The sequence below is a fragment of the Pseudomonas sp. DC1.2 genome (assembly GCF_034351645.1).
Lineage (GTDB): Bacteria > Pseudomonadota > Gammaproteobacteria > Pseudomonadales > Pseudomonadaceae > Aquipseudomonas.
Window position 1 is genome coordinate 3679554 of record NZ_CP133782.1, and the last position, 24972, is coordinate 3704525.

Sequence of the window (24972 nt, forward strand, 5' to 3'; positions counted from 1 at the left end):
TGCCGATCAGCTGATACGTGCCATGCAATGCTCGATCAGCGCTTCGAGTTCCTGCTGATATCCCTGCATGAAGCCCTCCATGGTCTGGGCCCGATAGCGCTGAGTGCTGTAAATACAGCGCAACGCCAATTGACCGTCATAGACCTGGCCGACAATTTCCAGCCAGTTTCCCAAGTTCGCTTTCAGGCTGTAGTTATCGCCGCTGTCCTCCAGCGCCGGCACCAGCAGCGCCTGCTCGTCGAAACTCTGGTCGAACTGCCCCAGGTAGTTGAAGGTCACACGCGCCTGCGGCAGATCGGCGAGTTGTCGCCCCAGTGACGTGCCGGCCAGATGGCGCAGAACGCCATAGCCGATGCCCTTCTGAGGCACGGCCGCCAACTGCGACTGGACGTTGAGGATCGACGTACCGATATCCTCGCGGTCTGGGTTCAGGCGCACAGGGAACATGCTGGTGAACCAGCCCAGGCTGCGACTCAGATCAATACTGTCGAACAGGTCTTCGCGACCATGCCCTTCCAGCAGGATCAACGCCGATGACTGTTCGCTCCAGCGGCACAACGCACGACTGAGCGCGGTCAGTAACAAATCGTTGATCTGGGTGCGGTACACCGCCGGAGCCTGTTTGAGCAACTGGTCGGTGTGCTCGCGAGACAACTTGAGCCGTGCCTGGGCTTGCTGGCGCACCTGGTTTTTGCCACGGGGGTTGTCGCACAGCAGATCGACGCTCGGCTGATCCAGTTGTTGCAGCCAGTACCCCAACTCCTGTTCGGCGATGACCGGCGCCTGCGTCTGCAAGGCTTCGGCAAACGCGCGGTAACTGCTGGTGCGAATCGGCAGTTGCGGTTCAAGGCCCATGGCGCATGCCTCGTAGGCCACTTTCAGGTCGTCGAGCAGAATCCGCCACGACACCGTATCGACCACCAAATGGTGAATGACCATTAACAGTCGCGCTGCACCGTCCGGCAACGCGATATGCACGGCGCGCCAGGCCGGCCCATCATCGAGTTTGAGACTGCGTTGGGTCAGGTTGGCCAGGGCTTCTACGTGTTCACTGGTTTGCGCCTCGCGCCGCCACAACAACGGCTCGCGCTGTTCGGTCGGCGTCGCGTAACGCTGGAGCCAGCGGCCACCTTCCTGACAGAAACGCAGGCGCAGCGCGTCGTGATGTTTTTCGATCCAGCCCAAGGCCTGTTCAAGTGCATCCAGGTCCAGGGCCTGACGCGCACTCAACAGCAGTGACTGGTTGTAGTGGTGCGGTTCGGCCATGCCCTCGGCGAAGAACCACTCCTGAATCGGCAACAAATTAAACAAGCCAGCACTGGCAACGTGGGTGACATCTTTCACCGGTGGCGGCGTGCCCGCTTTCGCCACGTCCTGTTCGACCAGCCCAGCGATGGTCTGCAAACGCATCAAGTCGCGAAGCTTGAGGTCCATGTTCAGCGTCGGGTGGTTCCTGACGCGTGAAATCACTTGAAGACTGAGGATCGAGTCCCCCCCCAATTCGAAAAAGTTGTCACTGATACCGACCTGCTCCACCTGGAGTACCTGCGCCCAGATCTCGGCCAACAGTTGCTCCTGCTGAGTGCGTGGCGCGACGTATTCCTCGCTTTTGAACGTTGGCTCCGGCAACGCCTTGCGATCCAGTTTGCCATTGGGCGTGACCGGAAAAGCGTCAAGGCAGACGATCTGCGCCGGCACCATGTACTCCGGCAACGTCGCCCTTAGCCCGGCCTTGAGTTCATCACCCAGGTCCTGCCCGCCGTCGGTCACCACGTAACCGATCAACTGCTTGCCGCTGGCGTTGTCGCGGGCGATCACCAGCGCATCGTTGACGGCTTCCAGTTGCCGCAGGCGGGCCTCGACTTCACCCAACTCAATACGGAACCCGCGGACTTTGACCTGATGGTCGATGCGCCCGACATAGTCGAGCACACCGTCCGGGCGCAAGCGCACCAGGTCGCCGGAGCGATAGAGCCGCTCGCCCGCGACAAAGGGGTTAGGCACAAAACGCTCACCGGTCAAATCCGGCCGACGGTGATAACCACGGGCAATCCCGTAGCCGCCGATATACAACTCGCCGCAAAAGCCTGGCGGCAATGGATTCAGGTCGTCGTCGAGGACGTACAGCGAGCGAGCGCCTACGGCTCGGCCAATCGGTGCATAGGCGGCTTCGCAGTGCTGACTGACCGGCACTTTCCAGAGCATCGGCGTGACCACGGTTTCGGTCGGGCCGTAGCCGTTGGTGAAGTATTCCGGGCGCAGCGCGGCCTTGACCTTTTCGAAGGTCTGGTCCGGCACCGCGTCGCCGCCGAAGCAGTAAATCCGCACCGGCGGCGGCGCGATACCGCTGTCGGCGGCGTATTCGGCCAGTTGCTTGAGGTAGGCCGGTGGGAAGCAGGCAATGGTGACGCCGTATTGGTGCAGGGCCGCGTAAGTCTGTTCGGGGGTCCACAGGCAGCCGTCACGAATCACCAGGCGAGCGCCGCTGTACAACGTACTCAACCAGCGCTCATGCGCCCCATCGAAGGCGAACGACATGAAGTGCAACTCACAACTGCGGGTGTCCATCTCGTACAACTTGGCGATGGCCTGGCAGTGCATGCTCAACGGCCCTTGAGTGACCGCGACACCTTTTGGCCGACCGGTAGAACCTGAGGTGTAGACCAGATAGGCCAACCCTTGCTCTTGAACCCGGCACACCGGCGCCTCATCAGCGTAACGCGAGGCATCGAGATGATCGATTTCCAGGCGCAGCAGTCCCTCCGGCGCCGGTAACGTGGCCCGTAGGCTGCTTTGACTGAGCAGCAGCGCCATGCCTGAATCCTCGATCATGTACGCCAGTCGCTCCGGTGGATAATCGATGTCCAGCGGCACATAGGCCGCCCCGCTCTTGAGCACCGCCAGAAAGCTGACCAGCATTTCCAGTGAGCGTGGCAACGCTACGCCGATCACCACTTCGGGCCCTGCGCCGTGCTCGATCAGGCAGTGCGCCAATCGATTGGCCCGTTGCTCCAGCTCGCCGTAGCTCAGGCTCAACCCGGCGCACTGCAAGGCAATCGCTTCAGGCTGACGCCGGGCGTGCTGGCTGATCAGTTGCGGCAACAGCGTTGCCTGATGATCCGCCACAGGCTCGGCGCTCCAGGCCTGCATCGCCTGCCATTGCTCACCCGACAAACGCTGCAAATTACCCAGGCGTTCGTAAGGCGCGCTCATCATCGCTTCAAGGGTGTTTTCCAGGGTCAGGCGAATATTCTCGACCGCATCGGCGCTGAAATGGCTGCGCAAGTACAGGTATTCGATGGACAACTCGTCGCCGAGCATTACGGCCAAGTCCATTGGCACGTTGGTCACACCGTGGCCGATGGACTTACCGAAGGTCAGGTCAGTGTCGTTCTCTTCTTGCAGGCGATCATCGATCGGGAAATTCTCGAACACGATGATGCTGTCGAACAACGCCTGGCCACCCAGGTTCGACCAGCGCTGCACATCCGCCAGCGGCGCCTGGGAATAGTCGCGGATGTCGAGGTTGTAAGCCTGGACCTGGTTCAGCCAGTCAGCCAGCCGTTGATCCGGCTCGGGGGTCTGAATGATTGGCAAGGTGTTGATGAACAACCCGAGCATGTTGCCGACATTCGGCAAGCTTTCGGGGCGACCGGATACGGTGGCGCCGAACGTCACCGTGCGCTGGCCGGTATAGCGCTGCAACAGCAACAGCCAAGCCCCCTGAATAAGCGTATTGGGGGTAATGCGCAGGTCACGGCAGAACTGCAACAGCCGTGCGGTTTGCGGCACATTCCAGTTTGAGTAAATCGCCTCGTGCCCCGACACATCGACCGAGTGGCGCGGGTGAATGGACTGGCTCAACGCGGTAGGCTCGGTGACGGCCGCCAAGCGCGCTTTCCAGAACAGTTCCTGGGCATCCTGGTCCTGCGCGTGCAACCAGGCGATAAAGTCGCGATAGCGGCCATTCTCGCCGCTGACCATGCCCTTGGAGTAGAACTGCAACACCTCGCCAAACAGCCGCGAGCTGCTCCAGCCATCCATCAAAATGTGGTGACTGGTCCAGATCATCTGGTACTGCTCATCACTCAGGCGCAGCAACGTCAGTCGTTGCAAGCGCGCCTGGGACAGGTCGAACCCCAGCGCACGGTCCTCAGTGGCAAACTCGGCAATCTGCGTTTCGCTGACGCGCAGCTCGCGCCAATCGAATACCTGCATCTGCAACGCTGCGTGGACGTGAACGATCTGCAACGGCTTGGCCAGGCCGTCCTGCCAATGGAAGCTGGTGCGCAAAATGGCCTGACGCTCGATGACGTAGTCCCACGCCGCTCGGAAGCGCTCCACCTCAAGTCCCTTGATTGGCAGGCTGACCTGTTGCACGTACAGGCTGCTGCCGTTGTCCGACAGGGTGTGGAACAGCATGCCTTCCTGCATCGGCGACAGCGGGTAGATATCTTCGATGGTTGCCGCTGCGACGGGCAGTGCATCCAATTGCGCCTGATCGAGGCGTGCCAGCGGGAAGTCCGACGGCGTCAGGCCTCGCGTGCCGGGCTGGCAGCAATGCTCGATCACGGCACCGAGTTCCTCGGCGAAGTCATCGGCCAAACGCTGAAGGGTCGAAGGCTTGAAGGCCTGATCATTGGACGACCAGCCGAACTGCAATTGACCATTAAGCAACTGCACCTCAAGCTTCAGCCCATGGCGCGAAGACGACACGGCCGTGCCAGGGCTTTGCCCCGCCACCGTCCATAGGCTATCGCCAGCGGATTCGACACGGCGGTTCGGCACCTCGTCGAAGCTGAAACCGATTCGCGGCGCACCGACTGTTGCCGCGCCCTCGATGTGTTCGCGCAACACGCCGTAACCCAGCCCCTGATTCGGCACCGCACGCAGTTGTTCCTTGATCTGCTTGATCGAATCACCCAGCGGCTCGACCGTGGTCAGGCGCACCGGGAAATGCTGGTGGAATCCACCCACGGTGCGCGTCAGGTCCAAGTCTTCGCCCAACGCTTGGCGTCCATCACCTTCAAGCTCGACCACGTTTGAGGCCTGGCCACTCCAGCGTGAAAGAACGCGCGCCAGTGCCGTCAGCAACAGCTCACGGGGCTCAGTGCTGTAAGCGGCGCAGGCCTGTTCCAACAACGAAGGCGTGGCAACCTGGTCGAGACAACTCAACCGCGCTTCAGCGCCATTGAGGATCGGTGCGGGAACCCAACACCACTCAGCAGCCTCGACGGCGTGTTGTGCCTGCCAGAATGGCAACTGAGCCCGCAATTTTTGGCTGTGGCCGAAGTCCAGTACCTGTTCGCTCCAGCGTTTGAACGAGGCGGTTTTAGCCGGGAACACCAAGGCTTCGCCAGCCATCAGTTGCGTGCAGGCATGGTGCAAGTCCTGCAACAGCAGCGGCCACGCAACGGTGTCCACCGCCAACCAATGGCCGACCACCAGCAAACGCTGCTCGCCCTCGGGCAGTTCGAACAGCACCGCTCTCAGCAACGGCCCGTGTTCCAGATCAAGGTCGTGTTGCGCCTGTTCGGCCAGGGTCTGCAACTGGTCAATGTCCCTCACACGTTGCTGAAGCAACAGCGGCGCCGCGCCGGGCGGTGCCTCATCGCGATAGCGCGCGAGTCCATCCTTGAAGGTCAACCGCAAGCTGTCATGCTGCGCCAGCAACGCCTGCAACGCGTGTTCAACACACTCGGGCATCAGTTGCACCCGAGGTTCAAGCAACGCCGACCGGTTAGGCGGGCGCTGCTCCAGCGCGGCATTCACGTAGTCCTGTTGCAGCGGCAACAACGGCGTACTGCCGGTCACCGGCCCTTGATCGCGGGTGAGCCTCAGCGGATCGACACTCACCACCGTGGCCAAGCCTTGTACGGTCTGCTGCTGAAACAGGTCTTTGGGCGTGAAGCGAATGCCCAGTTGGCGTGCGCGGCTGACCACTTGAATGGAGATGATCGAGTCACCGCCCAAGGTGAAGAAGTTGTCGGTAATCCCCACCCGGTCGATTTTCAGAATGTCTTGCCAGACACCGGCAATCTGCTGTTCCAGCCCTGTGCGCGGTGCCACGTAATCGCGCTGTGCCTGATGGGTATCCGGCGTCGGCAAGGCCTTGCGGTCGAGTTTGCCGTTAGGCGTCAGGGGCAACTGATCGAGGAACAACCAGTGGGCGGGCACCATGTAATCGGGCAAGTGCGTGTTGAGTCCGGCCTTGAGTGAGTCACTCAAATCGTCCTGTTCCTGTAGGCTCAGGTCGGTCTGCGTCGGCACCACATAGGCCACCAGTTGTTGCCCACTGTGACCCTCCACCGCCAGCACCACGCCTTCGCGCACGCGGTCGTGGGCCAGCAGCCGAACTTCGATTTCCCCCAGTTCGATACGCAAGCCACGGACCTTGACCTGATGGTCGATGCGGCCGACGTATTCGATCAGGCCATCGTCGCGGTAGCGTGTCAGGTCACCGCTGCGGTACATCCGCTCGCCGTTGCTCGACGATGGGTCGGGCACGAAGCGTTCGGCAGTCAGGCCGGGGCGGAACAGGTAACCACGGGTAATGCCCTCACCGGCCAAGTACAACTCGGCGGCCACGCCGAGGGGCGCGGCGTGCAATTGCGCGTCCAGCAACTGCGCGGTGCTATTGACCAACGGCCGGCCAATGTTGGCCTGACCACCGGCTTCGCGTCGGGTCCAGGTCGAATACGTGGTGTCTTCGGACGGCCCGTACAGGTCGTAGACGTGTTGCACCGACGTGTCCCGATACAGCGTATCAACCAGCGTTTGCTTGAGCGGTTCGCCGGCCAGGTTGATGATGCGCACGCCCTGCGGAATTTGCCCGATGCGCTGCAACGCGGCGATGGCCGACGGTACCGTGTTGATCAGGCGAACCTGATCGCGCTCTGGCAAGTCCGGCAGTTCGAGGGCGTTACGGGCCATGAGGATCGAGCCGCCACGGGCCAGGGTGACGAAAATCTCCCACACCGACAAGTCAAAACACACCGACGTCGAGGCCAGCACGCCTTGCAGGTCTTCCTCACTGTAAACCTCGCGGGACCAGTGAATCAGCGCCTGTACGTTGCGATGCGCGATGGCCACGCCTTTGGGTTTACCGGTGGAGCCGGAGGTGTAAATCACGTAAGCCAAGTTAGCGCTGGCGCAGCGCACATCGAGGTTGTCCGCCGCCAGGTCGGTCACCGCGCTCACCCCGGCCTCAAGCAACACCACGTGGGCCTGGGTCTGCGGCCATTGCGCGAGCAACGCTTGCTGGGTCAGTAAGACTTTCGCCTGACTGTCGTCGAGCATGTACGCCACGCGATCCGCCGGGTAGTCGGGGTCCAGCGGCACGTAGGCGCCACCGGCCTTGAGCACCGCCATCAGTGCAATCACCAGTTCAGCCGAACGCGGCAGCGCCACGCCCACCCGTACTTCAGGACCAACGCCCAAAGCCACCAGACGCCGGGCCAGTTGATTAGCGCGGCGGTTGAGTTCGGCATAGCTCAGGGCAACACCGGCATGACTCAGCGCCATGGCGTGCGGCCGTTCCTGAACCTGAGCCTCAAAGCCCTGATGAATCAGTAACTGGGTCGGGTACGCGGCCTCAGGTGCATTCCACTGCGCCAGGCTGTGCTGTTCGGCACTGGGCAGTAGGCCGATCTCGCCCAACAACCGTTGCGGCGCTTCGAGGAACTGGCGCAGCACTTCTTGCAGATGACGGGCCAGGCCCACAATGCTGCGCTCGTTGAAATGCTCGGTGAGGTAGTTGAAGTCCAGGTTCAACACGTCGCTGGCACCGGCGATCAGGGTCAAGCCATAGTTGGTTTGTTCACGGTGTTCGAGGCCGCTGAAACGCAAGCCGCCGGGATTGGCCTCCAGGGTTTGCGAAACCGGGTAGTTTTCGAACACCAACAGTGTGTCGAACAGCGCCTCACCGCTGAGCTGGGCCAGGCGCTGAATGTCCTGCAACGGCGTCTGCTCGTAGTCGCGTAACAGTAGATTTTTGTCCTGCACGCTACGCACCCAGTCGCGGACGCTGAGGGTGGCTTGCGGCGTGGCGATCACCGGTAACGTGTTGATGAACAGCCCCAATTGTTGCTCGATACCTGGCAAATCCACCGGACGTCCGGACACCGTCGCCCCGAAGGCGACGCTGTCCTGCCCGGTATAGCGTTGCAGCACCAGCAGCCATGCGGCTTGCACCAGGCTGTTGAGCGTCACTTGTTGCTGACGGGAAAAACCGTTCAAACGCTGCGTAAACACCGCGTCGAAGTTCAGGCGATGCACGCCCTTGCCCGGTCCCGGCACGGTCTGCCCGTGACAGGCCGACGCCAATCGGGTCGGCTCGCTCAGCTCGGCCAGTTGCCTGCGCCAGAAGGTTTGCGCCGCGCCTTGATCCTGGCGTTGCAACCAGGCCAGGAAATCGCGGTAACGCCCTGGTGAACTCGGCACCGGATGACCGGCGTAATCCTGCAATACCTCGCCGAACATCAGCGAGTTACTCCAGCCATCCATGAGGATGTGGTGGCAGGTGAAAATCAACCGATGCCGATCCTGCGCGGTGCGCAACAGGCACAGGCGCAGCAACGGTGGGTTCTGCAAATCGAAGCCGCGCTCAAGGTCAGCCCGCGCCCGGCGCTCAAGGGCAGTGGCCTGGTCCGGCTCATCGCGAACGTCCACTTCCGGCATTTCCAGCGCTAACTGACGATGGATCACTTGCAGCGGCGTATCGAGACCGTCACGGCCCCAGATGAAACCGGCCCGCAACACTTCATGGCGATCCACCACGCGCTGCCAGGATTGCTGAAAGCGCGCGACGTCCAGCCCATCGATGTCCAGCAGCATTTGATAAACGTAGGCACTGGCATCAGCGTCGTACAGGCTGTGGAACAAAATACCCTGCTGCATCGGCGCCAGCGGATAAAGGTCCTCAATCTGCTGTGGCGCAATCGGCAGGCTGTCCAGATGGGCCTGGGACAAACCGGCCAGCGGCACATCGGACGGCGTCAGGCCGCCACGCGGGTGGCTCAGGCAATGGTCGATCAGTTCGCCCAACGCCACTTCATAGGCATGGGCCAAGGCGTTGATGGTCGCGTCTTCAAAGACATCGCCACTGTAAGTCCAGGTCAGGCTCAACTGGCCCTGATAGACGCGTCCGTCGATGGTCAACCAGTTGCTCATCGGCGCCTGCGGGTCTTGGCCGGCCCCCTTGTCTTCGGTGGCCGGCACCCAAAGGGCCGCCTCGTCGAAGTTGTTATCGAACTGGCCGAGGTAGTTGAACGTGACAGTGGGCTGTGCCAGGTCCTTGAGCGCCGCTTGCGCATCGGCGCTGCCGAGGTAACGCAACAGCCCGTAACCGATGCCTTTGTGCGGAATCGCCCGCAGTTGTTCCTTGATACCCTTGATCGACGCTTCAAGGCTGGCTTGGGGTTTGAGGCGTACCGGGAACATGCTGGTGAACCAGCCGACTGTGCGGCTCAGGTCGAGGTCGTCGAACACGTCTTCGCGGCCATGACCTTCGAGTTGCACCAGCACGCTGTCGCTGGCGGTCCATTGACACAGAACCTGGGCCAGTGCGGTCAGCAGCAAGTCATTGACCTGCGTGCGATAGACCGCCGGGGCCTGTTGCAGCAATTGCCGGGTGCGTGCGGCATCCAGGCGCGTGTCGACGCTGCGTTCAAAGCGGTTTTGCAACTGACCTTGCGGGTGGTCCAGCGGCAAGTCGGACGATGCTTCGGCCAGTTGCTCGCGCCAGTAACCCAGCTCGGCTTCGAGGGCCGCGCTGCGGGCATAGCCTTGCAGGTGTTCGCCCCAATCCTTGAACGCGGTGGTCTTGGCCGGCAGCCGCAGCACTCGGTTGGTGGTCAGTTGCTGATACGCGGTTTGCAGGTCCTCAAGCAGAATGCGCCACGATACGCCGTCTACCACCAAGTGATGGATCACCAGCAACAGGCGCTGGCTGGCATCCGGCAAGTCCACCAACAGCGCCTGGAGCAGCGGCCCGTTGTGCAGATCAAGGCTGCGTTGCAACTCCATGCACAGCGCCGGCAGGGTCTGGCTATCGGCCAAGGTGACGGTGCGCAGCAACACAGGTGGCTGATCGACAGTCGCATGCTCTTGGACCCAGCCACCGTCAGTGTCGCGATAGCGCAGACGCAAGGCGTCGTGATGCCGTTGCAGATGCATCAGCGATTGTTCCAACAGCCCTCTGTCCAGGTGCTCGGCGGGGGTCAGCAGGATCGACTGGTTCCAGTGCTGACGTTGGGGAATGTCGAGGCCGAAAAAATACTGCTGAATCGGCGTCAGCGGTGCAGCACCCAAGACGTCGCCCTGCATCGCCTGCACGGCGTCGCTCTGTTGCGCGACGGTAGCCAGGCGCTGCACGGTCTGGTGCTGAAAGATGTCCTTGGGCGAAAACTTGATGCCCGCCTGACGGGCGCGGCTGACCACTTGAATCGAGATAATCGAATCACCGCCCAACTCGAAAAAGTTGTCATTGAGCCCTATACGCTCGACGCTCAGTACGTCCTGCCAGATCTCCGCCAGACGCTGTTCAAGGTCACTGCGCGGTGCGGCGTAGGCCTCTTGCACCTGATGGGTATCCGGACTCGGCAACTGTTTGCGGTCCAGCTTGCCGTTGGCCGTCAGGGGCAGGCGTTCGAGGAACACCCAGCTCACCGGCACCATGTAGTCGGGCAAGGTCTCGCGCAGGTGCGCCTTGATCGCGTCGCGCACAGCGACGTGGGCATCGCCCACCAGCGCCTCGGTCGGCACAATCCACGTTGCCAATTGCTGGCCGCTGAGCCCTTCGACGGCGAGGACCACCGCCTCACGTACCGCCGGATGTTTGAGCAACCGGGTTTCGATTTCCCCCAGCTCAATGCGAAAACCACGGACCTTGACCTGATGGTCTATGCGGCCGATGTACTCGATTACACCATCGCCGCGCAGCCGTGCCAGGTCGCCAGTGCGGTACAGGCGCTCGCCGCATTGCGGGTTAAACGGGTCGGGCACGAAGCGGGCAGCGGTCATGCCCGGCTGATTCAGATAACCCCGAGCCAGGCCGGCACCGGCGATATACAACTCACCGATACAGCCTTGGGGCACCAGGTTGAGTGCGCCGTCGAGCAAATACCACGAGAGGTCGACAATCGGCTCGCCAATCGGGCTGCTGTGGCTTTGCTGCAAGTGCGTCATGGACAGCGGCCGGTAGGTGACGTGTACGGTGGTTTCGGTAATCCCGTACATGTTGATCAACGTCGGCGCGCGGTCGCCAAAGCGCTCGAACCACGGGTGCAGGCTCTGCACTTCGAGGGCTTCGCCGCCAAACACCACATAGCGCAGCGCGTTGTGGCGCGCGGAGGCACAGGCCACTTGCATCAGTGGCTTGAACGCCGACGGTGTCTGGTTCAATACCGTGACGTTTTCGTCGCACAGCAAGCGGTAGAACTCTTCCGGCGAACGGCTGACGTCATGCGGTACGACCACCAATTTGCCGCCATGCAGCAGCGCGCCGAAAATTTCCCAGACCGAGAAATCGAATGCGTAGGAATGGAACAGGGTCCAGCTGTCGTCGGGGCCAAAACCGAACCAGTGGTCGGTGGCGCTGAACAGGCGCATGACGTTGCTGTGAGGCAGCAATGCACCTTTGGGTTGCCCGGTGGAGCCCGAGGTGTAGATGACGTAAGCCAGGTTGTCCGGCGTGGTCTGGCATGCCGGGTTAACGCTATTGCCGCTGTGCAGCGGCTGGCTCAGGTCCAGACAGGCGAGCCCCTGTGGGATCGGCAACTGCGCCAACAAGTGGCCCTGGGTCAGCAGCAACGCGATGCCGCTGTCCTCGATCATGTAGCGCAGTCGGTCGTCGGGGTAGCTCGGGTCCAGTGGCACATAGGCGCCGCCAGCCTTCAGCACCGCGACGATGGCGACGATCATGTCCAGCGACCGCTCAACCGCAACGCCTACCCGCACCTCCGGACCGACGCCTTGGGCGATCAATCGATGTGCGTACTGATTGGCCCGACGGTTCAGTTCGGCGTAGGTCAGGCGTTGCCCATCGAACACCACCGCCACCGCGTCGGGATGACGTTCGGCCTGGGCTTCGAAGGCTTGCTGGAGGCACTGACTGACCGGGTGCTCGATCCGCGCCGGGTTCCAGTGCGCCAGCAACTGCTGTTGCCGAGCGTTATCCAGCAGGGGTAATTGTGCGATGCGCTGGGTCGGGTCCTGGGCAATCCCCTGCAACAGCAGAGTCCAGTCCTGGGCCAGACGTTCGAGTGTGGCGGCATCAAACAGGTCGGTGGCGTATTTTAACACCGCTTCGATGCCATGGGCCTGCTCGGTTGTGTTGAGTACCAGGTCGAACTGTGCGGTCTGGCTTTGCCATTCCAGCGGCTCGATGTGCAGCCCGTTCAGACGGGTTTCGACGCTGGCCCTGCGTTCCGCGGTGTGATTGAACATCACTTGGAATAGCGGGCTGTGACTCAGGCTGCGGCCCGGTTCAAGGGCTTCCACCAGTTGCTCGAACGGCAGGTCTTGATGAGCCTGGGCCTCTTGGGCTGTGTGCTTGACCTGACGCAGCAAATCGACAAAACGCGCCTGCCCGTCGACATCCGCCTTGAATACCTGGGTGTTGACGAAAAAACCGATCAGACGCTCTATTTCCACACGCCCACGGTTAGCCACTGGCACGCCGACGCGAATGTCGGCCTGGCCGCTGTAGCGGTGCAACAGGACCTGGAACGAGGCCAGCAACAGCACAAATAGGGTGACGTTTTGTTCTCGAGCAAAGGCCTTGAGGCTTTGGCTCAGCGCCGGGTCGAGAATCAGGTTGTGACTGGCCCCGGCAAAACTCTGCTCAACACTGCGTGCGCGGTCGGTGGGCAGTTCGAGCACCGGTTGCTCGCCACCGAGTTTCTCCTGCCAATAGGCCAGTTGACGCGCTTGCTCACCGGCCTCCATCCACTGCCGCTGCCACAGCGCGTAGTCGGCGTATTGAATCGGCAAGGGCGGCAGGCCAGCGTCGTGCCCGAGGTTGAAACCGGCGTACAACTGCACCAGTTCCTCAATCATCACTTGCAACGACCAATCGTCAGAAACAATGTGATGCAGGGTCAGCACCAGCACATGGTCATCAGGGGTGATCTGCAACAGTGCCGCGCGCAATAGCGGGCCGTTCTGCAAATCGAAAGTCTTCTGGCTCTGGGTCTGGACGAAGGCCTGGATGGACGCCTCCAGGTCAATCGCCTGTTCCGGGCTCAGGGGGTGGATCTCAAGGGTAAAGGGCCCTGCGGGCAGGACCACTTGCAAGGGTTGTTCGGCTTCCTGGGTGAACACCGTGCGCAAGGTTTCGTGACGTTCGGTCAGCGCTTGGAGGCTATTTTGCAACGCGCCAACGTCCAACAGACCCCGCAAGCGCAGGGCCGTCGGTATGTTGTAGGCCGCGCTGTGCGGCGCCCATTGCCACAAAAACCACTGGCGTTGCTGAGCGTAGGACAGCAACAACGGTTCTTCGGCCGTGCGTTTGAAAACCGGGGCAATGTCAAAAAGGTTGACACCTTTGCGCTTGAGCAGCACCGCCAGAGCCTTTCTTTGCTTAGCCGAAAGTTGTCCTACCGACTCGATTAACTCTTGCACGCGTTGTTCCCTCTCAAGAAATCAGTTTTTCCAGATCATCGAGGGATAGACGTTTGAGGGCCTCCAGGGATTTAGCCAATTCGTCCTGAACCGGCGATAAATCGACGCGCAAGGCTTCGATCCGATGGCAGAACGCGTGCAGTGTGTCGGCTTCGAACAGCGCCTTGAGCGCGACCTTATCCCCCAGGCGTTCCTTGATCCGAGTCACCACCAGCGTCGCCAACAACGAATGCCCACCGAGCTGGAAGAAGTTGTCGGTGAGGCCTACACGTTCTACCTCCAGCACCTCTTGCCAGATCGCCGCCACTTGCCGTTGCACATTGCTGTGCGGCGCTTCGTAGTGCTGCTGACTTGAACTGCCGCCCAGGGCAATCAGGGCCTTGCGGTCCAGTTTGCCGTTGGGGGTCAGCGGCACGGCATCGATCAGGTGCAAATGCCCCGGCACCATGTACGCCGGCAACCGACTGGCCAACGCCGCTCGCAACTGTTGCGCCAGCGCGGGAGAGTCCGCACCTGACTCCGACGGTACGACATACGCCTGCAACTGCTTGCCCGCCGTCCCGTCCTGGGCCAGCACCACGGCCTCTCGAACCTCGACCTGCTCCAGCAGACGCGCTTCGATTTCGTTCAGCTCGATGCGGAAGCCGCGAATTTTCACCTGATGATCGGCGCGACCGATGTACTCGAGGGTGGCGTCCGGCCCCTGGCGAACCAGATCGCCGGAACGGTAAAGCCGTTCGCCATTACCGGCGAACGGGTTTGGCACAAAGCGCTCAGCGGTCAGCCCCGCACGCATCAGGTAACCCCGGCTCACCCCGGCACCGGCCAGGTACAACTCGGCGGCCACACCGGCCGGCAGCACCTGCAACTGACTGTCGAGCAGGTACGCCACGGTGTTATCCAGCGGCCGCCCGATGTTCGCCTGCCCCTGCGCGGTGCGCAGGGTGAACGTCGAGTAAGTGGTGTCTTCCGATGGCCCGTACAGGTCATAGACCTGCTGGATCGAGGGGTTCGCGTAGAGCGTGTCCACCAACGTCTGCTTGAGCGGCTCACCGGCCAGGTTGAGGGTGCTGACCGACGCGGGAATCTGTCCGGCACGCTGCAATGCAGCAATCGCCGACGGCACCGTATTGATCAGCGTGACCCGCTCGCGGGCTGGCAAATCGGCCAGCGCCAGGGCGTTGTCGGCCAAGACCATGCAACCGCCACAGGCCAGGGTGACGAAAATTTCCCAGACCGAGAGGTCGAAGCAAATCGAGGTCGAGGCCAGCACGCCGCGTAATTGCTCAGGGCGATACACACCCTCGGACCACTGGATGAGCGCGGCGAGGTTGCCATGGGTTATCGCCACGCCTTTGGGCTGGCCAGTGGAACCCGAGGTGTAGATGACATACGCCAGGTTCTGCCCCTCGATGCCGATGGAAGGTGCCGTAGACGGGAACTCATGCAGCCAGTCAGGCCGTGCTTCAACCAGCAGCACCTGCGACGACAACGTCGCGGGCAGCAGCGCCTGTGCCACCGGTTCGGTCAGCAGCACTGCCGCGCAACTGTCCTCCAGCATGTGCAGCAAACGCGCTTGCGGATAGTCCGGGTCCAGCGGCACGTAGGCGCCGCCGGCCTTGAGAATCGCCAGCAGGCCGACCAGCATTTGCGGGGTCCGGCGCAGGCACACGCCGACCCGCACTTCGGGGCCGACGCCCAACGCTTGTAACTTGTGCGCGAGGCGATTGGCACGGGCGTCAAGGTCGCGGTAGTCGATCTGCTGATCGGCAAACAGAACCGCCGCCGCCTCTGGTTGGCGTCGAACCTGCGCGTCGATCCGCTCAAGTACCGTGCGCGAATCGCGCGGCATGACCAAGGCCTTGCCCCAGTCGATGGCAGCCTGACGCTCCTCGCCATGCAACAGGTGCAGCGCTCCCAACGCTTGCGTGGCGTCCGCGAGAAACTGCGTCATCAAGCTTTCAAGCTGAGCACTCAACCGGGCAATGGTCGGTGCGTCGAAACAGACCTGATCGAAGCTCACCCCCAGGCTCAGTTGACGACCGGTGACCGCCACCAGCGTCAGCGGATAGTGGGTCTGTTCCTGACGGCTGATGCTTGAAAACACCAGCCCTGTGGCCTGGCCCTGCTCCAGCGCTTCAGCCATCGGGTAGTTTTCGAACACCAAAATGCTGTCGAACAGCGCACCGCCCCCAGCCCAACGCTGGATCTCGTAAAGCGGCGTGTGTTCGTGCTCACGCAGGGCCAGGTTCAGGCCCTGCACCTGCTGCAACCACTGGCTGACCGTTAGCTCGGCGGACGGCGACGCCACCACCGGCAAGGTATTGATGAACAGGCCGATCTGTTGTTCGACGCCGGGTAAATCGGTGGGGCGTCCGGCCACGGTGGCACCGAAAGCCACGGTGGCCTGGCCGGTGTAACGCTGCAACAGCACCAGCCAGGCGGCTTGCATCAAGGTGTTGAGGGTGACTTTCTGTGCCCTGGCAAAACGGTTCAGGTCGGTGGTCAGTTGTTCACTGAAGACGTGCTGGTGATCGGCATAACCGCGGCTAAGTTGCTGCCCAGGCGCCATGGCACTGGCCAGCCGGGTCGGCTCTTCAAGGCGGGTAAGCGCCGACACCCAAAATGCCTGACTGAGCGGCGCGTCACGCTGCGCCAGCCACTCGATGTAATCGCGATAACGCCCCGGCGCCTTGGCCGGGGTGATGCCGGCGTAGCGCTGCAGCACTTCACCAAACAACTGCGAGGTGCTCCAGCCATCCATCAGAATGTGGTGGCTGGTGTAGATCAAGTGATGCTGCGATTCCCCGGTTTGCACCAACAACACTCGCAACAACGGCGCCCTGTGCAGTTCAAAACCATTGGCCAGATCGTCCTGTGCCAGCTGCGTCAACGCCGTATCAAGATCATGGCGAGCGCGCCAGTCATGCTCGACCCACGGCATCTGCACGCTCTGACGGACCAGTTGAACCGCGGCGGCGGCCGCGTCCGGCCAGACAAACACAGTGCGCAGAATCTCGTGCGCGTCGAGGGTTTGCTGCCAGGCCTGACGGAAACGTTCGGCATCCAGGTGCTGCACATCAACCCGCAACTGGTTGGTGTAGGCCGGGCCATCGGGCTCATTGATGCTGTGAAAGAGGATGCCTTGCTGCATCGGCGACAATGGGTACAGGTCGCTGATGTCGCGGGCCGGCACTGACAGCGCAGACAATTGCGCCTGGGTCAGGTCCACCAGCGAAAAGTCTGACGGCGTGACACCAGCCTGTTCGCTGTCACAGCAGTGTTCAATCAACTGTTCAAGCTCGTGACGATAAGCATCGGCCAGGGCCTGAATGGTTTGCGGGCGGTACATGCCCACGCCGAAGGTCCAGGTCAATTCCAACTCGGCGCCATACACCTGACCATCGATACTCAACCCATTGCCCAGCGGCGCGGCGGCGTCTTGGTTGGCCCCGGTACTTTCCCCGGTGGGCACGAACAACGCCTCCTCGGCGGCGTTGAATGCGCCGTCAAACTGCCCCAGGTAATTGAACGTCACTTGCGGCTGCCTCCATGCGCGCAAAGGCTCGTCCCGCGTCAGGTAACGCAGCACGCCATAGCCTATGCCTTTGCCCGGCACCGCACGCAGTTGCTCCTTGATCGCACACAGCGAGGTGCCGCGTTCGGTGTGCGGCGTCAACCGGACCGGGAACAGACTGCTGAACCAGCCGACCGTGCGGCTCAGGTCGAGGTCATCGAACAGGTCTTCACGGCCATGACCTTCGAGCTGAATCAGCACCGATGGGTGTTCACTCCAGTCACACAACACCCGCGCCAGCGCCGTGAGCAACAGGTCGTTGATCTGGGTCCGATAGGCGGCGGGCGCCACTTTGAGCAGTTTGTGGGTCAGCGCCTTGCTCAGGCGCGAGGTCACACGGGCCGCCTGAGCCTGGGTCTGGGTGGTCGTTGCAAAGTCCTGGGGCAGCGGCGTCTCGTCAGCGGCCAGGGTTTGTCTCCAATAATCGCGCTCCGCCCCCAGCACCTCACTCTGTGCGTAGCGATGCAGGTGCTCGGCCCACTGTTGCAGCGAGCTGCTTTTGGCTGCCAAGGCCAGGGCATTACCCGCCGCCAACGTCGTGTATGCCTGCTGCAAATCTTCGAGCAGGATGCGCCAGGACACGCCGTCCACCACCAGGTGATGGATGACCAGCAGCAAGCGTTGCGCACCGTCCGGCACGTTCACCAGCACCGCGCGCATCAGTCGCCCCTGTTGCACATCAAGGCTGCGTTGAGCGGTGCTCGCCAGCGCCGGCAGGTCCGCCAGCTCGTGGAGTTCTCGCACCCACAACAATTCAGGGTCGCGCTGAGCCTGGAACGTTGCCTGCCAGGCATCGCCTGCGGGCTGGAAGCTCAAGGCCAGCGCAGCGTGCTGCTCGATCAGGGCCAACAAGGCGTTGTGCAGGTGCCCGGCGTCCAGAGTTGTCTGCGGTTGCAGCATGACCGACTGGTTCCAGTGCTGACGTTCGGGGATGGGCAGCTCAAAGAAACGCGCCTGGATCGGCAGCAACGGCAGGTTGCCAGCGACCTGTTGCGTCACCTCGACCGTCGGCTTGGCCACGATCAGTTTCGCCACGGCAGCCAACTGGCCGATGGTCTGTTTCTCGAACACCTGCTTGGGGCTCAACTTGATGCCTTGGCGCTTGGCCCGGGCAATGATTTGCAGGCTGAGAATCGAGTCGCCGCCCAACTCGAAGAAGTTGTCGGTGCTGCCCACGCGCTCAAGCTTGAGCACCTGCGCCCAGATCGCCGCCAGTGTCTCTTCGACCTCACCCACCGGCGCGACAAAGCGCTGGGTGACCACGCCCGGCACCGGCAAAGCGCGTTTGTCCAGTTTGCCGTTGGCGGTAAGCGGCAGGTGTTCGAGCAGGACAATGTGCGCCGGCACCAGATAGTCCGGCAGGCAGGCCTGCAACTGCTGGCGCAGCCCCTCCACCGACACCGACCCGCGCGCAACACCTACGCAATACGCGACCAATTGCAGCCGCGACTCATCGCCGTCCAGCGCCAGCGCCAACACGACGGCGGCGCTGACGTCGTCGAACCCCAGCAGAACCTGGGCCACTTCTGCCGGCTCCACCCGATAGCCCCGGACCTTGACCTGATCATCGGCACGGCCGATGAATTCCAGCGCCTGCTGTCGGTTGCGTCGCACCCGATCACCGCTGCGGTAAACCCGACGGCCCGCCGCGCCAAAGGGATCGGGCACGAAGCGCTCGGCGGTCAGCCCCGGCTGCTGCAAGTAGCCCAAGGCCACGCTGTCGCCGCCGATGTACAACTCGCCAGCGACCTGATCGGCCACGGCGTTGAGCACATCGTCCAACACGTACACCTGCGCGCCCGGCAGTGGCGCGCCCACCGCAATGCAGCGGGCGCTTGGGTCGAGGTCGATGACCTCATGGGTCAATACGCCAACCGTGGTTTCGCTGGGGCCATAGTGGTTAATCAAACGACAGCCCGGCTTGAGCTGCCGGACCTGCGCCAGCAGCGCGGGCGAGCAAGCCTCACCGCCGACGATCAGTGCGTGTTGCGGCAACACGTCAGCGGGCCGCGAGGCCTGCAACAGCGCCGACAAATGCCCCGGCACAATTTTCAATACGCCCACCTGGTGCTCGGTCATGTACTCGGCAAAACGGTCCGGGTCAAAGCCCAACGCTTGCGGCAGCACGTGCAACAAACGCCCCGAACACAGCGCCCCGAACAACACGGTAAAGCCCAAGTCGGCCGCGTTGGTGGAGACCAGCGCCATGCTTGTGTCCGGTGCCAGCGCCAGGCGTTCCAGCGCGCCGCGCACGTAACTGGCCAGCGCCGCGTGGCTGACCAGCACCCCTTTGGGTTGCCCGGTGGAACCGGAGGTGTGAATCACATAGGCCGGCGAATCCGCCAACAGCGTCAACGCTGGACGGGTCGCAGGCTGGTCCTGCCAGTGCGGCGGCGCAAAGGCCACGCCTTGGCAACCGGATACCGCCAGGCTGGCGATGCGCGGGTCACCGTCGGCGCACAACAGCACCCGCGCCTGCGCCCTGCCGAGCATCTGCTGCAACCGCGCCTCGGGGGCCTTGACGTCCAGCGGCATGTACACCGCCCCGGCCTTGAAAATGCCCAGCACGCAGGTCAGCCAGTCCAGGGAGCGCTCCATCAGCACCGCCACCGGTTGGCCCTCGCGCACACCTTGAGCCCGCAGATAATGCGCGAGGCGATTGGCCGCCTGATCCAGCGCCTGAAAACTCAGGGTCTGCTCAAGACCTCGGGCCGCCAGTGCCTGGGGTTGCCGTGCGACTTCTCGTTCCCAGTGTTGCAACACCAGCAAGGCCGGCTCAGCACAGGCATCGGCGGCTGGCGGCGGCGTGGTTGCGACGCTGTGCAGCGGCGCTTGCGGGGCCTTCAGCAGCTCAGCGAACACACCGAGTAGCGCCGGGACAAACCCATCGACGGTCGAACGCCGGTAAAGGTCGCTGGCATAGGTGATTTGCCCATGGATCAGCGCGCCATCGTCGGTGATGTCCAGCGCCAGGTCGAAGTGGGTGCCGTCCTTATGCAGTGGGTATTCCGTAACGCTCAGGCCCGGCAACGCCAGCGAGCGCTGCTTGTGCATGCCCACGTTCTGGTTGAACTTGACCTGAAACAGCGGGTTATGGCCCAGGGTGCGCTCCTCCACCAGTTCATCCACCAGTTGCTCGAACGGTAACTCCTGATGAGCCTGGGCGCCGAAAGAGGCTTCACGAACCTGAGCCAGCAAATCATTGAAGCTAGCGCGTTCATCGACCTGGCAGCGCAGCACTTGGGTATTGACGAAGAAACCGATCAAGCCCTCGACTTCGGCGCGCCCGCGATTGGCGTTCGGTACGCCGACCCGAATGTCCCGCTGCCCTGCCTGACGTGACACAAACAACGAAAAACCGGCCAGTACCAGCATGAACAAACTGATGCCCTGGGCTCGGGCAAAACCGTTGAGTTGGCGGGACAGGTCCGAGCCAAAATCAAAGCTCAGGGTCTGGCCTTCAAAGCTCTGGGTCGGAGGCCGCGCATAATCCGCGGCCACGTCCAGTAGCGGGTGTTCGTCACCCAACTGCTGGCGCCAGTAGTCGAGCTGTCGCTCGCCTTCGCCGGCTTCTAGCCAGCGACGCTGCCAGATGGCGTAATCGGCGTATTGCAACGCCAGTTCTGGCAATGTCGGCTCGCGCTCAAGGCTGAAAGCCTGATAGCACTGCACAAACTCCTTGACCATCACGTCCATCGACCAGCCATCGGAGACGATGTGGTGCATGCTCACCACCAGCACGGATTCGTCCGCAGACAGGCAAAACAGGCTGGCGCGCAACAACGGACCGTGACGCAAATCGAAGGGCTGCGCGGTCACGGCCTGCACCCGTTGCGCCAGCTCGGCCTCTCGCTCTTGCGGGGCGTGACCGGATAAATCGATGCGTTGCAGCGGCACGTGTTGCTGATCGAGGATCACCTGAGCCGGCTGATCGCCGTCCGTCTGGAACACCGTGCGCAGCACTTCGTGGCGGGCCACCAAGTGCTCGAAGGAGCGCAGCAACGCCCCCTCGTTCAACTGCCCGTGCAAACGCAAACCGGCGGCCATGTTGTAAGCGGCGCTCTGTGGGTCGAGTTGCCACAGAAACAACAGGCGCTGCTGGGCAAACGACAGCGGTATCAGCGGGCAGTCATGACGACTGACGGGCAGGGGCAGCAGACTGAAATCCTTGCCCTCCTCCCGCAGTTTGGCCAGAAATAATCGACGTTGCTCCAGTGGCAAACCGACGAATCTTTTAGCAATACGCTGCGCCATGCTGCCACTCATACGTCAACTCCTTCCAGGGAACTCATGAACTGGTCCATATCGGACCAGTCGTTACTCGCAGCACCACCGATCAGTTGTGCCAACTCCAGCGCCAGATCACCCAGCAGCGGTTTTTCAAACAAGCTGCGCAACGGCAGGCTTACGCCCAATTGGTTTTTGATCCGGGCGATCACTTGCGCAGCCAGTAAAGAATGGCCGCCCAACTCGAAGAAGTGGTCGTCAAGACCGGCTTGGGGAACCTGCAACACCTCCCTCCAGATCTGCGCCAGGCAGCGTTCGGTCTCGGTGTGCGGCGCCCGATAGTCAGCCTGTAACTGACGTGGGTCGGGCGCCGGCAGCGCCTTGCGGTCCAGCTTGCCGCTGGGTGTCAGCGGCAAGTGCGGCAAGATCAGCCAGTGACTCGGCACCATGTAGTCCGGCAGACTGGCTTGCAACGAGGCGCGGACCTGCTGACGGAACGCCGCCTGCTCGGCCACGCTATCGAGCACGGCATCATCGGCGACCAGGTAAGCCACCAGTTGCAGCCCGGTGGTCAGCGTAAGGGCCAGCACCACCGCTTCGCGAATCCCCGCGCACTGCTGCAAGCGCGACTCGATCTCGCCCAACTCAATGCGGAAACCGCGAATTTTCACCTGATGGTCCACCCGACCGACGTACTCCAGCGCCCCGTCGGTCCGCCATCGGGTGCGGTCACCGGTGCGGTACAGGCGCTCACCGACAGCAAACGGATCGGCGATAAAGCGCTCGGCGCTGAGGGTCGGCTGCTGGTGATAACCACGGGCCAGGCCCGGACCACCGATGTACAACTCGCCCACCGCGCCTTGGGGCAGCACGTTCAAATCATCGTCGAGCACATACAGTCGGCGTTGAGCCAGACCGTGGCCGATCGGTATACCGCGCCACGACACGGCGTCGGGCGTCAGGGCGCTGCAATCGTGAATCGTCGAGACCACCGTCGCCTCGGTCGGTCCGTAGGTATTGAGCAGGCGCACATGGCTCAACCCGGCGCGCTGCCACAGGTGCAGACCCTCCACCGCCATGGCCTCGCCGCCCACGTGAATCTGGCGCAGGGCGCCGAAATGGGTGGGCGGGTTGGCCGCGTAATCCTGCACCAGCCAGTGCCAGTAAGCCGCCGGCAAATCGGCCAGGGTAATGCCGTGTTCGAGGATCACTTGATGCAGTGTCGCGCTGTCCCACAGCCGCGTATCGCGCAAAACCACGCAGGCGCCGTGGCACAGCGGCGGGAAAAATTGCTCGACGAAACCGTCGAAACTGCTCGTGGCAAACTGCAACACCCGGTCGCCTTCGTGCAGATCGCTGTAGTCGATGGCGCGCTCGATGAACTCGCTCAAGGCGCCGTGACTGACCGCGACGCCCTTGGGCCTTCCGGTAGAACCCGAGGTGTAGATCACGTAAGCCAGGTTCTGCGCGTCAACCGCCACCTGCGGGTTATCTGTTGCCTCATCGCATGGCAAACGGTCCACGCACAGGCAGTCGATACCCGCTAGATTCGGCAGACTGACCAGCGACTCACGGTCGGTCAGTAGCAGTTTCAAACCGCTGTCATCGAGTACGTGACGCAGGCGTTCGGCGGGTGTTTGCGGGTCCAGCGGCACATAAGCGCCACCGGCCTTGAGCACTGCCAGCAACGCGACCGCCAATTCTATTGAGCGACCGAGCGCCACCCCGACCAGTACATCCGGACCAACGCCGTGGGCGCGCAAATGATGGGCCAGGCGATTGCTGCGAATATTGAGCTCGGCATAACTGAGTGACGGCGCTTGATCCGTCGCCAGAATCAGTGCTGATGCGGCGGGAGTACGCGCGACTTGTGCTTCGAACAACTGCTGCACGCACGCCATTCTGGCCGAGGCTTGAGTGTGCTGGATCAAGCCTTCGCGTTCGTCTTCGGCCAGCATCGACAACGCACCCACGGCTTGCTGCGGATCGCGGCACACCGACGCCAGCAGGTTGTGCCAATGCCCGGCCAGCGCGGCGATGGTCGACTCGTCGAAGAGATCGGTAGCGTAGGTGAAGGCCGCAAACAACTGTTCGCCCTCCTCCCGTGTATCGAGCATCAAGTCGCTGGTGGCGGCGTGTTGGCGCCCGCTGCCGGCCAATTGTTCTTCACTCAAATAGCCCACCTGCAATCCACAGTCGAGCGTCACGTCGTGCAGGTCGGTCACCAAGGGCTGATGGTTGAACATCACCTGGAACAACGGGTTGTGGCTTTGGCTACGGGCCGGTTGCAGGGCCTCGAGCAACGCGTCGAACGGCAACTCTTGATGGGCCTGAGCACCGAGCGCCGCTTGGCGCAGGCTCTGCAACAGGTCGGCGAAACGGGTCTGCGCCGTGACCTCGCTGCGCAGTATCTGAGTGTTGACGAAAAAGCCGATCAAGCCTTCAGTTTCACTGCGGGTACGGTTGGCGATTAACCCACCAACGCGGATGTCGGTCTGGCCGCTGTAGCGGTGCAGCAAGGTCTTGAACGCCGCCAACAGCACCACAAACAGCGTCACCCCGTGGCGTTGAGCGAGGCTTTTCAGACCCTGACGCAGGCTTGCATCAATAACTTTTTCCAGGCGTGCGCCCTGATGGCTGGACTGGGCCGGATAGGCACGGTCGGTGGGCAATTCCAGGATTGGATGTGCTTCGCCCAACTGCTGACGCCAGTAATCCAGCTGACGTTCGCGCTCTCCGGCTTCCAGCCAACTGCGCTGCCACAGGGCATAGTCGCGATAGTGTACGGCGAGGGCCGGTAACGTCGGCTGCCGACCCGCAACCAAGGCGTCGTAGGTCCGCATGAATTCGTCGATGAGGATGTTCATCGACCAGCCATCCGCAATGATGTGATGCAGCGTCAGCAACAACACGTGCTCCTGCTCGGCCATGCGCAGCAAGCGCAGGCTCAGCAACGGCCCGTGTTGCAAGTCGAACGCCTGGGTGGCCTCGGCCACCATGTGTTGCTGCGCGCACGGCCAACGCTGGGCCTGGGGTAAGGCACTCAAGTCGCTGACCGCAAATGTCAGTGCGCTGGGCTCGGCCACTCGCTGAAAAGCCTGCTCGCCTTCTTGGCCGAAGGTGGTGCGCAGGCACTCATGCCGCGCCACCAGCAGACTGAACGCACGCTCCAGCGCCTCAGGCTGCAACGCGCCGTTCAGGCGTACCGCCATCGGCAGATTGTAGGCGGCGCTTTGCGGGTCTAACTGCCAGAGAAACCACATCCGCTGCTGGGCATAGGATAGGCCGTCGCGTTCCGTGGTGCCGACACAGGCGGTCATGGGGAGCTGCGCAAAATCAATCCCTTCGCGGGCCATGCCGGCCAAAAACAAGTGGCGTTTGTCCTGGGGCAATTCGATAAAACGGCGGGCTAGTTTCTGTGCGTCTGCGGCATTCATGCATGGGGTCCTTGCTGATCGGCGGCGTGACCAGGAGGCCCGGTCGTATCAACAAGAACGAATGGCAAACGCGATGATTTAGCGGTGTGGACAAAGACCGTCTGGACG

General features: G+C 62.3%; 3 protein-coding genes. All 3 read right to left on the bottom strand.

Annotation, left to right across the window (positions count from 1 at the left end):
• Positions 1 to 6: 6 nt before the first annotated feature.
• Genes RHM68_RS16560 through RHM68_RS16570 form a run of 3 tightly spaced genes read right to left on the bottom strand, consistent with a single transcriptional unit; the run spans position 7 to position 24864 of the window.
• A complete protein-coding gene (locus tag RHM68_RS16560; RefSeq protein WP_322216691.1) occupies positions 7 to 13623 on the bottom strand; it encodes a non-ribosomal peptide synthase/polyketide synthase in 13617 nt (4538 codons plus the stop codon).
• 13 nt (positions 13624 to 13636) lie between these two features.
• Positions 13637 to 21466, bottom strand: coding sequence for a non-ribosomal peptide synthetase (locus RHM68_RS16565; protein WP_322216693.1), 7830 nt, complete (start codon positions 21464 to 21466; stop codon positions 13637 to 13639).
• Positions 21463 to 24864, bottom strand: coding sequence for an amino acid adenylation domain-containing protein (locus tag RHM68_RS16570; RefSeq protein ID WP_322216695.1), 3402 nt, complete (start codon positions 24862 to 24864; stop codon positions 21463 to 21465). Before RHM68_RS16570 ends, RHM68_RS16565 begins: the two co-directional genes overlap by 4 nt.
• Positions 24865 to 24972: the final 108 nt, after the last annotated feature.

Excerpts from the sequence above, each read along its gene's own strand:
- RHM68_RS16565 (WP_322216693.1), bottom strand. The coding sequence starts at position 21,466 with ATGAGTGGCAGCATGGCGCAGCGTATTGCTAAAAGATTCGTCGGTTTG.
- RHM68_RS16570 (WP_322216695.1), bottom strand. The coding sequence starts at position 24,864 with ATGAATGCCGCAGACGCACAGAAACTAGCCCGCCGTTTTATCGAATTG.